General features: G+C 68.5%; 10 protein-coding genes. 8 read left to right on the forward strand and 2 right to left on the reverse strand.

Annotated features, from left to right (window positions below; translation table 11 throughout):
- Positions 1-8 precede the first annotated feature (8 nt).
- Entirely contained in the window at positions 9-1,001 is a 993-nt protein-coding gene (locus AC1UKG_RS16715) for a hypothetical protein (protein ID WP_482642883.1), read from the reverse strand.
- Positions 998-1,414, reverse strand: a complete 417-nt coding sequence (locus tag AC1UKG_RS16720; RefSeq protein ID WP_012184805.1) for a YbaB/EbfC family nucleoid-associated protein — start codon at positions 1,412-1,414, stop codon at positions 998-1,000. The genes AC1UKG_RS16715 and AC1UKG_RS16720 overlap by 4 nt, the downstream gene beginning before the upstream one ends.
- Positions 1,415-1,672: 258 nt before the next feature.
- Here AC1UKG_RS16720 and AC1UKG_RS16725 point away from each other — a divergent pair, with 258 nt between their 5' ends.
- From AC1UKG_RS16725 to eccB, 8 genes are all read left to right on the forward strand, one after another.
- On the forward strand, positions 1,673-1,993 hold the full coding sequence (locus tag AC1UKG_RS16725; protein ID WP_012184806.1) for a WXG100 family type VII secretion target: 321 nt from the start codon (positions 1,673-1,675) through the stop codon (positions 1,991-1,993).
- 112 nt (positions 1,994-2,105) lie between these two features.
- On the forward strand, positions 2,106-2,408 hold the full coding sequence (locus AC1UKG_RS16730) for a WXG100 family type VII secretion target (RefSeq protein WP_012184807.1): 303 nt from the start codon (positions 2,106-2,108) through the stop codon (positions 2,406-2,408).
- 140 nt (positions 2,409-2,548) lie between these two features.
- Positions 2,549-3,367 carry a hypothetical protein gene (locus AC1UKG_RS16735; protein WP_018815238.1) on the forward strand — a complete coding sequence of 273 codons (819 nt, stop codon included), beginning with the start codon at positions 2,549-2,551 and terminating at the stop codon, positions 3,365-3,367.
- 67 nt (positions 3,368-3,434) lie between these two features.
- Positions 3,435-6,605, forward strand: coding sequence for a hypothetical protein (locus tag AC1UKG_RS16740; RefSeq protein WP_482643207.1), 3,171 nt, complete (start codon positions 3,435-3,437; stop codon positions 6,603-6,605).
- A complete protein-coding gene (locus tag AC1UKG_RS16745) occupies positions 6,598-6,966 on the forward strand; it encodes a hypothetical protein (RefSeq protein ID WP_018745602.1) in 369 nt (122 codons plus the stop codon). Before AC1UKG_RS16740 ends, AC1UKG_RS16745 begins: the two co-directional genes overlap by 8 nt.
- Positions 6,930-10,925, forward strand: coding sequence for a type VII secretion protein EccCa (eccCa, locus tag AC1UKG_RS16750; protein WP_482642881.1), 3,996 nt, complete (start codon positions 6,930-6,932; stop codon positions 10,923-10,925). Before AC1UKG_RS16745 ends, eccCa begins: the two co-directional genes overlap by 37 nt.
- A gap of 28 nt (positions 10,926-10,953) precedes the next feature.
- Positions 10,954-12,360: a type VII secretion integral membrane protein EccD gene (eccD, locus tag AC1UKG_RS16755; RefSeq protein ID WP_482642880.1), complete on the forward strand. Its 1,407-nt coding sequence runs from the start codon at positions 10,954-10,956 to the stop codon at positions 12,358-12,360.
- Positions 12,361-12,366: 6 nt separating this feature from the next.
- Positions 12,367-13,731, forward strand: coding sequence for a type VII secretion protein EccB (eccB, locus tag AC1UKG_RS16760; RefSeq protein ID WP_482642879.1), 1,365 nt, complete (start codon positions 12,367-12,369; stop codon positions 13,729-13,731).

The following is a 13,731-nucleotide window of genomic DNA, read 5'->3' on the forward strand; positions in this document are numbered from 1 at the left end:
CTAACGATTCAACGATCCAGCGAGTGCCCACTGTCCGGGTAGCTGAGAACCAACGGCTGGTAGTCGGGCTCCGTCGGATCGGCATCCGGGTTCTCCACAACGACAAAGAAACGCCCGCCCCCCGAATCCAGCACCTGTCCGTCTCCGTCAGTAATCAAGGCGTCATCCACCGGCATGATCGAGTCGTAAAGGTTGACATCAACCCGCACACTGCCGTCCGGAAAGGGACGAAACGCCACTAGCCGGGAGTCCTCCGGCAACGGCTCACCATCAACCAGGACCGACAGGCTGTCCGGCACCACCAGGTACGGCGAACTCGCCAGGGACACCGACGTATCCGGATTCGTGGCGCGAACAAAGACCGGTTGCAGCGGCGGTTCCGCGATCCCCTCCCCCGGATCTGGCACCCCCTCCTCCGGACGCGTCGCTCGAACAACCGACGGAAACAGCGGCTTCGCGAACCCCTCCCCCGAACCCGGCACCCCCTCCTCCGGACGCGTCGCTCGAACAACCGACGGAAACAGCGGCTTCGCGAACCCCTCCCCCGAACCCGGCACCCCCTCCTCCGGACGCGTGGCACGAACAGCAACCGACGGAAACAGCGGCCCCGCGAACCCCTCCCCCGAACCTTCCACCCCCTCCTCCGCATACGTCAGGGAAAGGTGTGAATCGAAATCTTGCCTCATCGAATGGCTGACTTCCTGTGCCTCGTCATCAACCACAGCGTAGAGCCGCCCGTTTTCCCGCAACCCCTCCCCGGCGAACACCAAACGACCCTTTACCCCGCCAATCACACCCTCGATGTTGTCCATGCCACCCAGAAACGCCTGGGAGAACTGGACGCCCATCTCGTCGTTGCCCCAACTGTTGGCGTATCGACTGCGCATCGCGTCGAGATCGTTTAGGTAATTCTGATACAACGCGGCGTGCTCGGCGTACCCGTCGCCGACCAGCACGACGCCTTCGGGGTCGACCCAGAGCCGGCCCGCGGGACTGTTCATTGGCTCTGCCGTCCCATGCCGAGGATCTCTCGAACGCTGGTCGTCATTCGCGGCTCGGGCGGTAGAAAGGCATCCGTGCCGGCGGTGCCACGCACCAGTGAGCGGGCGTCAACGCCGTCGGGCAGCATCGGCGCGAGCACCGCCTCAGCCTGCAGCATGACGCTCTCCTTGGCCTCAGCGTAGGTAGCCATGATCACTTCGGTGAGGTCAGCTGGGGTCAGCCGTTTGTACGCCGACGTCAGGAACCGGATATCAGTAACGACGCCGCTCTGGCCGACGGTGACGCTGACCTCACGTCGGGGTGAGGTAGCGGTGGCCGTGAGCTCACGCATCCTGTGCTGTAGTTCGGTAAGACTGTTGCGCTGCCGTTGGTACTCCTCGAAGAGGCCCTCGATCCGCTCGCTGATGTTCATCCTCGGCGCCTCCCTCCACATCACCACTCAGTACAGATCGTGGATCACCGCCAGTGGAAGACCGCACGTGCCACTTGGTACAGACGTGCATCAGGTCTTCCCGATATACCCTGGATGGTCGCCCTCACATCCGGATCTGTGCGAAGCCGTGCAAGCATTCGAAGACATTCGGACATGCGTGTTGCCCGGGCGTGTCCTACGGCGGGTTCGGCCGCTAAGACTCATCCGTGCCAACGACTCGACGTGAGGAGTACGGCTGTGACGATGCCGAGAGTCAGTACGACCGAAGAGGGCATGCGACGTGCTGCCCAAGAATTCTCTGACAAGGCTACCGAGTTCACTGGTTCGCTGCAGGCCGTTAATGGACAGATGGCCATCCTGCAGGGATCCTGGACCGGGCAGGCCTCAGCCGGGTTCAACCAGGCGATGGACAGCTGGGAGGCCGCGTTTCAGCGGGTCATCAACGAACTGATCAAGATGCTCGACGTGATGGGCACAACCACCACGGGCTACCTCCAGGCAGAGGACACCGCGAGCAGCACGGCCAGCTCGTTCGGCGCGGCGCTGCCAGGCGTGTGAGGTTTTTGCCGCTGGTGGCGTCGAGCCCATAGCCCCCAGGTCGTCCACGAACCGCCGCCTGGAGGTCGTAGCTACTCGCCCGCGTGGCGGTCATTTCTTAGGAAGGTCCACAATGTCCAACTATACATTTGACTTCCGGCAGGCTGATGCCGTGCTGCACGACATGAACCAGATCAACGTGCGGATTCGGTCGGCGCTGGAGCAGATGGAGCAGACCGTAGAGGCCAGCCTCGCCCAGTGGACTGGTGCCGCCCAGGCTCAATACCACGTGTCCAAGGCGGTCTGGAACCAGTCGGCCGGTCAGATGACCGCGTACCTGGAGCAGGCCCGCCGTACGCTGCTGCAGATCTCGGACAACTACGGCACGACCGAGCAACGTCATGCGCAGATCTGGAATGACGTCCGCGGAGGCTGACCTCGTCCGCCGGCTGCCGCGTCTCTGTGCCGCGGTAGCCGGCTCCTGGTCAACCAGCAGCCCAGTGCGCTCGTCTGCCTCACGCGCCGCGCCTAACCCACTCGGAGCGCGGGCGCGGCACCACGACACGACCGAACGGAATGGATCCGATGGGCATCGACTGGAGCTACCCGAACACACAGGCGGTTGACGCGACCGGCGTACTGGACGAATACGATGAGGAGAACAGCCACCCCCCTGGCTGGACCAGATCGGTAATAGAAAAAATCAAAACCGACATCAACACCTACACGCCGGTGGGTCGGTTCGGGGGAAGAAACGGTTTCGACCGCGACGACTACACCGACGAGGAGTTGGCTGCCTGGGACTGGTACCAGGCAGAAGTGGTCGACAACTGGGACGAGGTGGCCGAGGAGCACAATTCCACTGTCACGGACACCGACAACGTCAATCCAGATGAGTACGACCCGGATCATCAGTACGTCGAGCAGCCTCCACCGGGATTCACACCACCGGAGACCGGTGAGTGGGCTGGTGGCGACAACCCGAACCAACAACTCAGCGTAAGCACCGAAGCGCTGGAATTCTTCGCGGACCAGATTGACCAGATCGCCGGGGACGGCACCGGAATCCTGTTCGACGCACGCACACTGCTCGGCGAGGTGCAGATGCGCCCCGGCGGATTCGCCAAGGCCGAGCTGATGCGGCAACTGATCGATGGCAGCAGCTCGGAGAGTCCGGGTCTACGCGGCGACACCATGAATCTGATGCTCTCTGTGCACCAGGCATTGTACGAGGTCAAAACGGGCCTACGCCTGATGGTGCGGGGATACGACACCAGCGAGGAGTTCAACGACATGACCGCCGACGAACTCGGGGAGGCGATGGGTGGCGCCTGGAGCAAGATCGGTGTCGTCGGCGACCACGGCCAGGACAGCGGTACCACCTCCGGCAGTTGATCGACGGGAGTAGGCCCGGTTCCGGTCGTCACGGCGTTCGTAGCACGTTCGGTAGAGAGGTCAGGGCATGCCGGAAGAGAAAGACGAGTGGTCGCATGTCGCGGAGGAGGAGGCGACGTTCGTCCCGCCCACCATCAACACGAGTGACCTCTACGACTACCGCACGTGGGCTCAGGAGGAGCGAGGGTGGCGCAAGCTACTCGCCGCGGTCAACGGTGGGGCGGCTATCGCCACAGCTGATGGTGAAGCGTTGGCCGCGCGCCTGGTCAGTCCTCAGTCGGTGATGGATGCCGGCGTAGCCTTCCAGCATGCCTACGACACCCTGAACTGGCTGGAACAGTTCGTGCGAGACCAGTCTCAGGCCATCGCCGGGGAGGACCGGGCGTGGCAGGGCGAGGCGGCCGATGCCTTCCTGGCAAAGATGACCTATTTTGCCGACTACATCGGCGCGCAGGCGGAGCGGATCGTCGGCGGCGACGGCACCGGTGGTGTCAACTCCGTCCCTAACCAGCTCTACAAGAGCGCGAACTACTTCGCCTGGGCACAGAGCACCATGAAGTACCTCGACCGATCCTGGGCGACAATCGCTGCGCAGAACGGTGTCGGCAGCAATGACCACGACATGGTGGCCATCAGCGGCACCAAGTTTGAGCAGCCGATGACCGAGCAGATGCTCCAGGTTGTTGACACGCTTGCGACCCAGTACGACTTCACCTACAGCTCGGTCATCCCGCCCGATGGCGACGGAGAACTGGAGCTCAACACGCAGGACGTGCCGCCCCCGCCGGAGATGCCGCCCCCGCCGGAGATGCCGCCCCCGCCGGAGATGCCGCCCCCGCCGGAGATGCCGCCCCCGCCGGAGATGCCGCCCCCGCCGGAGATGCCGCCCCCGCCGGAGATGCCGCCCCCGCCGGAGGTGCCGCCGCCGGGCGAAATCCCGCCACCCGAGCTGACCCCGCCGGGCGAGATCCCGCCGCCCGGTGTGACGCCGCCAGGCGAAATCCCGCCACCCGAGCTGACGCCACCAGGGGACGGCCCCTCCCTCTTCAACGGCGGTCCAGGCCTGGAGGACCCGACTCTTGGTGGCCTGCCCGGCCTGGACAGCCCGAGCGGTGGGGGCGCCGGTGACCAGGTGGTGCCACCCATCGTCCCGCCTCTTCCCGGGCCAGGTAACGGCAGTGGAGGGCCCAGGGACACCGGCTCATCGAATCCGCAGGCGCCGAGCGTGCCGGGCATCGACGCTGGCGAGGGTCTCGGCGTGCCACCCCCGCCGGGGACATTCACCCCGGCCCCCGTCCCGGGCCCCGGCAGTGGCAGTGGCAGTGGCAGTGGCACGCCCAGCATCCCGCCACCGCCCAGCGCCGGTGATCTGGTCGACGGCGACCAAGACGATTGGACCGGTGGGGGTGCCGGAGATGCACCCCTGCCAAACCCACCAGGTGACACGACGATGCCCGGCGCCGACAGCGACGCCCCGCTACCGACCGCGCCACCACTCGTCGCCGACAGCGACGTCCCCCTTCCGACCGCGCCACCACTCGTCGCCGACAGCGACGTCCCCCTTCCGACCGCGCCACCACTCGGCGCCGGCGGGACGGGCGACGCCCCCACCGCGCCGATGATGCCGGGCACGCCGATGATGCCGGGAGCGGGTGGGGTTCCAGGGGCCGGCGGTGCCGGTGGACCGGAGAAGCCCGACGCCAACGGACTGATCCAAGGCCCACCCGACGACTGGCAACCACCCGCCTTCACCGGCGTGGACCTACCAGGCTCACCCGACGGCACCTCACCAGGTGGCGCCGGCCTGAACGACACAACACCAGGCACCGACCCAGACGACACGACACCGCCCGCAACCCACGACACCACCACACCCACCGTGCCCGGCACACCGATGATGCCCGGCATGCCAGGACCAGGCGGCACACCAGGCTCCCCCGGCGGCCCCGGCGGACCGGAGAAGCCCGACGCCAACGGACTGATCGAAGGCGGTACGGACGCGTGGGAGCCCTCCGGCGTCGGCGATATCGGCGCGCTGGGAGCTCCGCACGGCACGGCAGCGGGTGGCGCGGGGCTCCACATCCCGCAGCAGAACGGAGGCTCTACCAACCCACTGTGGGACGTGGCGCCCGCCGGCGGAACGGCCACCAACACGCCGATTCTGCCGGGCATGCCCGGCAGCGTGGCCTCCCCCGGTGACACCAACACCCCTGATCATCCGGGTGCATCCACGCTGATCGCGGCAGACGACACCAACTGGCAACCATCCACACCCGACGGTACGGGGCCGGATGCGCCGGACGGCGCGTCCGGCGGTGGCGTCGGCCTGACCCCAGCCGCTCCCCCGATCACCGAGGTGACCGTGCCGCCGGTGAGCCAGGGTTCCCCCGAGCCACCGATACCGGTCCCCGGCGTGCTGCCGAGCCCGGGGCGAGCCCCGGCCGGCGATGCCTCGAGGTATCCGGGGACCTCGCGGGCCACGCCGGTCGACGCGGCGCTGACGCCCCCGGAGGAAGGGCCAGAGTCCCCGGAACCCGTCGCGCCGCCAACGGCCGTGAACCTGCCGATGGGCTTCCCCGCAGCCGGTGTGCCGTTCCCCGAGGCCCCGGCCGCGGACGCCCTGGACGGGCCGAGGTCGCAGAAGGACATCTCGCTGGTGGCCGGCGTTCCGGACTCGCCCCACCAGCACCGCAGGGCTGCGGCGCCCCCGGCGGACACCGAACCCGACGGCGGTTCAGCTACCGCTGACGGAAGTACCGCCCCCACCGCGGCGACTGCCGATGATGCTCCCCCGGGTCTCGTACCCGAGGTCACCGCGGATCCGGAACCGCGCACGCCGGTGGCGTTGGTCGGTGCGTCCGTCGGCACCGGGACCGCGGTGGCCCGGGTCGGCGGCCTCGCCCGTCGGGCCGAGGCCGCCGAGCCGGATGTCGGGGCGTCGGGGACGGTGGCTGGCCCCCGGCCGTATCCCGGTGTACACCCCGCACACCGCTCCGCGCCGACCGATGAACGGATACCGATCGACCGACCCGACGCCGCCGAGCTTCTGCGCGACGAGCACGACAGTTGGGGCCAGGACACGCCCGATGCACAGCTGCCACCCGGCGACGACTACGTACCCGTGATCCGGCCGGACAGCGGCGACGCGGACACGTCCGAGTGGGACGACCTCGACGACTCCGCGTGGCTGACCGAGGGGTACGCCGACGAGCAGGACGAAAGACTGACAGATGCCTGACATCGTGCCCGAAGAGGGCTCCTCCCGCCCGGTGTGGCGGCGTGCCGCCGCCACACCGACTGCTGCGGCCACGCCAACCGCCGGGTCGGACAGGCCGCTGCGGTGCGGCGGTCCGGAGCTCGACGTCCACGAGCGGTTCTACCTGATGCGGGAGAAACGGCGGTCGCAGCTGGCGGAGCAGGCGCGACTGCGGGAGGAGGAGGCCGAGGAGCGCGGCGCCGCCGCCAAGGAGCGGGTCCCGGACGACGAGGACGAGGACCGGGCGGCCGAACGGTTCCGCAACGACCGGTACGCGGTCAAGCTCCTGCACCAGGACAACTCGGCGTGGGTCGGCGGTACGGACCCGGGGGCACTCGGGTGAGCACCGTCACCATCAAACGCCCGCCGCGGGCCACCGGCCCCGAGGCACCGGACGGCCAGATCGAGCTCCAGGAGCCGCCACTGATGGCCGAGGAGGCGCCGCTCGACTTCCGGTCATTCGCGATGATCGTTCCGATGGGCCTCGGCATGGGCGCCATGATGGCGATGTTCGGCCTCTTCAACAGGTCGCCCATCATGTATGTGATGGGCGGTGCGATGGCCTCCGGCATGCTGCTCATGGGCATCATGCAGATCGGCAGGGCCGCCTCCGACCGCAAGCGCAAGATGCGCGGCGAGCGCCGCGACTTCCTGCGCTACATCGCCCAGTTACGCAGGCAGGCACGTACCGCGGCGGACCAGCAGCGACAGTTCGTGCTGTGGAACAACCCGCAGCCGGGCTGGCTGTGGTCGATCGCGATGAGCAGCCGCCTGTGGGAGCGGCGGCCCAGCCACGACGACTTCGGGCGGGTCCGGATCGGGCTCGGACGGCAGAACGCGATGCTGCAGCTCGCACCGCCGTCGACCAAGCCGATCGAGGACCTGGAACCACTGGCCTCCATCTCACTACGGCGCTTCTCCGAGGCGTACCGCAGTGTGTCCGGCATTCCGATCTCGGTCGGTCTTCGTAGCTTCACCAGCGTCGAGTTCGAGGGCGCCGCCGACCCGGCCATCGATGTGGCCCGAGCCATCGTCGCCCAGCTGGTGACCTTCCACGCCCCGGACGAACTACGGATCGCGGTGCTCGCCACCGAGGTACATCGTGGCGCCTGGGACTGGGCCAAGTGGCTGCCGCACAACGCGCACCCGACCGCTGTCGACGATGTGGGCCCGGTGCGTCTGTTCGCCGACACCCACGCCGACCTGATGGACCTGCTCGGTCCGGAGATCAGCGACCGGGGCGACCACGATCGCGAAGCCCGGCCGTCCTCCACCGAGCCGTTCGTGGTGGTCATCGCGCACCTGGTCGACCTGCCCGACAGCTCCCGGCTGCTCGGCGCCGGCATTCGCAACGTGGTGCTGCTCGACCTCACCGGCGACATGCCCGGCGGTCCCAAGGTCCTGCGCCTGACCATCGAGAACGACGTCATCACCTACCCGGCTGGGGAGACGGTCGGTTCCGCGACCCGCGACGGCCTCGACGCGACCCAGTGCGAGGCGCTGGCCCGGATCATCGCGCCGAAACGGACCAGCGGCACGTTCGACATCGTCGAGGAGCCCCTCGAGACGAGCTTCGAGCTGACCGCGCTGCTGGGCATCCGCGACGTCCACACCTTCGACGTGTCGACGCTGTGGCGTTCGCGGCAGCCGCAACGCAACCGCCTCACGGTGCCCATCGGCGTCACCGAGGAGGGTGAGGTCATCGAACTCGACCTCAAGGAGTCGGCCCAGGGTGGGATGGGCCCACACGGCCTACTGATCGGCGCCACCGGCTCGGGCAAGAGCGAGTTGCTGCGTACGCTCGTCTGCGCGCTCGCCGCGACGCACAGCTCGGAGATCCTCAACCTGGTGCTCGTCGACTTCAAGGGTGGGGCGACGTTCCTCGGCATGGACCGGCTGCCGCACACCTCCGCGGTGATCACCAACCTCGCCGACGAACTGCCGTTGGTCGACCGGATGCAGGACGCGTTGAACGGTGAGATGACCCGACGCCAGGAGATGCTGCGTGCCAGCGGGTACGCGTCGCTGTTCGACTACGAGAAGGCCAGGGCGGGTGGTGCCCCGTTGGTGCCGTTCCCGGTGCTGCTGATCGTCGTGGACGAGTTCAGCGAGCTGCTGTCGAGCAAGAGCGAGTTCATGGATCTGTTCGTGTCCATCGGTCGCCTGGGCCGCAGCCTCGGCGTGCATCTTCTGCTCGCTTCCCAGCGGCTGGACGAGGGACGGATCAATCGGGTCGAGGGACATCTGTCGTACCGGATCGCGCTGCGCACCTTCTCGTCGATGGAGTCACGTTCGGTCATCGGTGTCGGCAGGGCGTACGAGCTGCCGCCGGAGCCGGGTAACGGCTACCTCAAGTTGGACACCACGAACCTGGTGCGGTTCAAGTCGGCGTACGTGTCCGGTCCGTACACCGGACCGAGCACGGCTGCCGAGGTGGAGGAGGGCGGGGAGGAGCCCGTGCTCGACGTCGTCCCGTTCACCGCTGGCCAGGTCGCCGGCCGGCACGATCCTGGTCGGCTCCGCCCCGCCGACGCGATCATCGAGGCCGAGGACCAGGACGAGCGGGAGTCGCCCACTGGTCCAAGTCTGCTCGAGGTCCTGTTGGATCGCCTGGCCGGGTCCGGCCCACCGGCCCGTCAGGTGTGGCTGCCGCCGCTGTCCACCCCGCCCAGCTTGGACGCTCTGCTGCCGAGCGTGGTGCCGGATCCGGTGCGCGGTATGACCGTCGGCGACGTCACCGCCCAGGGTCGGCTCCGGGTTCCGGTGGGCATCGTGGACCGGCCCCAGGATCAATTGCGTGAACTGCTGGTCGCGGACCTGGGTGGCGCCGACGGTCACGTGGGTATCGCCGGTGCTCCGCAGAGCGGCAAGTCAACACTGCTCCGCAGTCTGATCCTGGGGCTGGCCCTCACCAACACCCCCGGCGAGGTGCAGTTCTACGGCCTCGACTTCGGCGGCGGCGGGTTGTCCTCGATCGCTGGGCTCCCGCACGTCGGATCGATCGCGACCCGGATGGAGCGCGACCGGGTGGTCCGCACGATCCAGGAGATCGGGCAGGTCATGGAGCGGCGCGAGGCCGAGTTCGCCGCCCGCGGCCTGGATTCGATGCGGGCGTATCTGGCGGCACGGGCGCGCGGCGACATCGACGACCCGTTCGGTCACGTGTTCCTGGTCATCGATGGCTGGTACACGATGAAGCAGGATTTCACCGATCTGGACACCAGGTTCCAGGAACTCGTCTCGCGGGGGTTGTCCTTCGGCATCCACGTGATCGTCACCGCGACCCGCTGGTCAGAGATGCGGACCTGGCTGCGTGACCTGCTCGGCACCCGGCTGGAGCTGCGCCTCGGCGACGCGATGGAATCCGAGGTCGGGTCCCGTAAAGCCGCGACCGTGCCGAACCAGCCCGGCCGTGGCCTCACCTCGGAGGGCCTGCACTTCCTCGGCGCGTTGCCCCGGGTGGATGGCAGCTCGGACGTCACCGACCTGGCCGAGGCGACCAAGGGTGTCACCGAGGAGATCCGCACGTTCTGGTCCGGGTCGCCGGCACCCAGTGTCCGGATGTTGCCCACCCAGCTACCGGTGGAGCAGTTGCCCGAGCCCGAGCCCGAATTCAGGGTCTGCCTCGGTCAGGACGAGCAGCGCCTCGCCCCGGTCTGGCACGACTTCATGACGACGCCGCACCTGCTGGTCTTCGGCGACAACGAGACGGGCAAGTCGAACGTGCTGCGGCTGGTGCTGCGCGCGATTCAGCGGCGCTTCGGGCCGGATCAGGCGAAGGTGGTGCTCGGCGACTCACGGCGAGACCTGGACACCGCGATCACCCCCGACTACCAGGTCGGCTTCGGCTTCACCGGCGACAAGTTACACGAACTGGCCGGCCAGGCGTCGGTATCGATGAACCGCCGGGTTCCCGGATCGGACATCTCGTCCGAACGGATGCGTCGGCGCGACTGGTGGGAGGGCCCGGAGCTGTTCGTGGTCGTGGACGACTACGACCTGATGACGAGGGGGACCGGCGTCGGCTCCTCGTTGGACCCGCTGTTGCCGCTGCTCGCCCAGGGCCCGTACATCGGGCTCCATCTCATCGTCGCCCGCAGCACCTCGGGCGCGATGCGGGCGATGATGGACCCGGTCATCCGGCGGCTGTGGGAGCTGGGCACACCAGCGACGCTGCTGTCGTACCCGAAGGAAGAGGGAAAGTTCCTCGGCGAGGCCACGCCACGCCGGTTGCCCGCGGGGCGAGCGCAGCTCGTCACTCGTCGCGGTGTGACGTTGCTGCAGACCGGACACGTGGCATGAGGTCCTGCCTCGGGAAAGGGGACCGTGGGTGAGCACCGTACTGGATGGACGACTCTGCCGAGTCACAGTGGCCGGCCCGGATCGCCGGGTCGACCTGGCGGTGCCGGTGACGACTCCGGTGGCGACGCTGCTGCCGGTGTTGTTGGGGCACACCTCGGAGGGACACCGCCTCGAGGGGGACACACCCGAGGCCGCGTGGGTCCTGCAGCGTCTCGGCCAGGAGCCCTTCGAGCTGTCCGGCACTCCGGAGAGTCTCGACTGGCTGGAAGGCGAGGAGCTGTATCTGCGCCGGGCGGAGGACCCGCTGCCCGAGCTGGACTTCGACGACGTCGCGGAGGGCATCGCGACCGTCGTCAACCGACGTGTGGACCGGTGGCAGCCGGAGTACCGGCGGGTGCTGTTCCTCCTCCTGTCGGTCGTCGCGATGGGTGCAATCGCCGTACTCCTGGCCGATTGGCGTCCGGTGCCACACCAGGTGGTGGCCGCCGGGACGGTTGGCGTGGCCTTCCTCGCCGCCGCGCTCCTCTTCGCGCACCGGCACAGCGACGGCGCCATCTCGCTCCTCTTCGGTGTTGGTGCGGCGGCGTTCGCGGCGCTGGCCGCGTCCAGCGCGGTCGACGGGGATCCGCAGGGGATAGCGATCCACGGGTCGTCGGTGCTGGCAGCGGCGGTCGGCGCGGTCGGCGTCTCCGGGGTGCTGGTCGCGGCCCAACGCACGGTCAGTCCGTACCTGCCGGTCACTCCGATGCTGGTGGTCGGCGTGGCCGGTCTGATGGCGCTCGGGATGCTGCTGCTTCAGTCCGGGTCCGGGATGTCGGTGCAGCCGACGGCGGCCGCGGCCGCCGCTGTGGTGTTCGCCGCGGTCGTGGTCGCGCCACGGGTGACGGTGAAGTTCGCCCGGCTGCGAGGCCCACAGCTACCGAAGACCGGCGCCGACATGTCGTACGACATCGAGCCGGTGCCGTCCGAGACCGTCGGCGAGCGGACCGACGACGCCGACACCTACCTGAGCGTGCTGATGCTGGCATCGGCGCTGGTGCTGCCGTTTCTGTTTCATCTCACCCTCCAGACACCGGGCTGGGCGGGCTGGACCTATGTCTTCGTGATCGCCAGTGCAATCTTTCTGCGCGCGCGTACCTTTCTCGGTCTGTGGCAACGGGTTCCGCTCACTGCCGCCGGTACCGTCGGCTACCTCATGGTCATCATGCACCTCTCCCAGACGCTGTCCGTCGGCTGGCGGTGGGCTCTGCTGGGCAGTCTGGTGCTGGTGGTGATCCCACTGGTGCTGGCGGCCCTGCGCCCCTGGCCCCGCCGAATGTTGCCGTTCTGGGAGTACACGGCGACGTTCTTCGACGTGGTGACCGGGGTGGCCGTCCTACCGGTTCTCGCTCAGATCCTCGGGCTGTACGCGTGGGCCCGCGGGCTCTTCGGGTAGGCCGGGATGCAGACCCAACGCGACCACGTCCACGCCCACACCTTCATGATGGGCCGGCTGAGCTCCGCCCTGGTGTTGGGTGACCCGGCCGGGGCCGAGATTCCCGGCCGCCGCGCGCAGACCGGCCTGCTGATCGGGATCATCCTGGCGCTGTTGGTGTCCGGCGGCTTCGCCGTGTACGGGTGGATAGTCCCCGGAGGAAGCACCGCCTATCGGCAGCCCGGTGCGATCCTGGTGGAGAAGGAGACCGGCGACCGCTACGTCTACCTGAACGGGCTGCTGCACCCCACCCCGGACCTGACCTCGGCAATGTTGATCCAGGGCCCCTCCGCCGAGGTCACGTTGATTTCGAAGAACTCCCTCCGGGATGTGGCACGCGGTGCCCCGCTCGGGTTGGCCGGCGCGCCCCGGCAGCTACCGTCGACCGACGGATTCGTGCGGGGGCCGTGGCTCGCCTGCCTGCCCGGCTCTGTCGCCCCCGGTCGATCCGAATCCGGGCTGGGCATCAACCTCGATCCCGAGGTAGCCGCCGACCCGTTGCCGGCGGACCGGTTCGTCGTCGTACGTGACCAGCGTGACGTGGCCTATCTGCTCGCCAACGGGGTGAAGTACCGAGTCGACGACGAGGCGGTGCTGGTGGTGTTGGGTGCCGTCACCGTCAGCCCGGCCCCGGCCCCGCAGCTGTGGCTGGATTGGCTGGACGACGGCCCCGCCCTGGCGCCCGCCCGGATCGAGGGCGCCGGTGCTCCCGGTCCGCAGGTGGGTGGGCGTGCCCACCCCGTCGGGACGCTCTTTTGGCAACGGGTGGAGTCCGGCTCCGAGCAGTTCTTCGTGCTGCGCCGAGATGGGCTCGCACCGATGAGCCGGACGGAGTTCCTGCTGGCCGACGCCGAGGACGAGGACGCTGCGGTCGAGCTGAGCACGGCGGCGATCGTCGACGCTCGGCGCTCCGCCGACCGCTCGCTGCTGGACCGGTTGCCCGACCTCACGCCGCTGCGGCTGCTGGACACCGCCGGACGTGCCCTGTGTGCGCGGCAACGCCCGGTCTCGGCCGAGGAGTACGCCAGCGAGGTGGTGCTGGTACCGCGGTCGGCAGCCGCCGTGAGCGCGGACGGCAAGCCGCTCGTGCGGACCCGTCCCGGGGCGGGGATGCACGTGGTAGCCGCCCCCATGTCGGCGCAGTCCGCCACCGCACGCACCTTCGTCATCTCCGACGGCGGCATCGCCTACCGTCTCGCGGACCAGGCCACGAGGTCCGCGTTGAAGCTGGGCGCGGTCGCACCAATCCCGTTTCCGAAGGACCTGTTGGCGGCGATGCCGCAGGGACCCGTGCTGAGTCGTGAGGCTGTCACAAGCCTGCCGAGGGGGTAG

It is taken from the genome of Salinispora sp. CH2A1_6 (assembly GCF_056820975.1).

Coding starts and splice junctions, on each gene's coding strand:
- AC1UKG_RS16715 (WP_482642883.1), bottom strand. CDS start 1,001: ATGAACAGTCCCGCGGGCCGGCTCTGGGTCGACCCCGAAGGCGTCGTG.
- AC1UKG_RS16720 (WP_012184805.1), bottom strand. CDS start 1,414: ATGAACATCAGCGAGCGGATCGAGGGCCTCTTCGAGGAGTACCAACGG.
- AC1UKG_RS16730 (WP_012184807.1), top strand. CDS start 2,106: ATGTCCAACTATACATTTGACTTCCGGCAGGCTGATGCCGTGCTGCAC.
- AC1UKG_RS16735 (WP_018815238.1), top strand. CDS start 2,549: ATGGATCCGATGGGCATCGACTGGAGCTACCCGAACACACAGGCGGTT.
- AC1UKG_RS16740 (WP_482643207.1), top strand. CDS start 3,435: ATGCCGGAAGAGAAAGACGAGTGGTCGCATGTCGCGGAGGAGGAGGCG.
- AC1UKG_RS16745 (WP_018745602.1), top strand. CDS start 6,598: ATGCCTGACATCGTGCCCGAAGAGGGCTCCTCCCGCCCGGTGTGGCGG.
- eccB (WP_482642879.1), top strand. CDS start 12,367: ATGCAGACCCAACGCGACCACGTCCACGCCCACACCTTCATGATGGGC.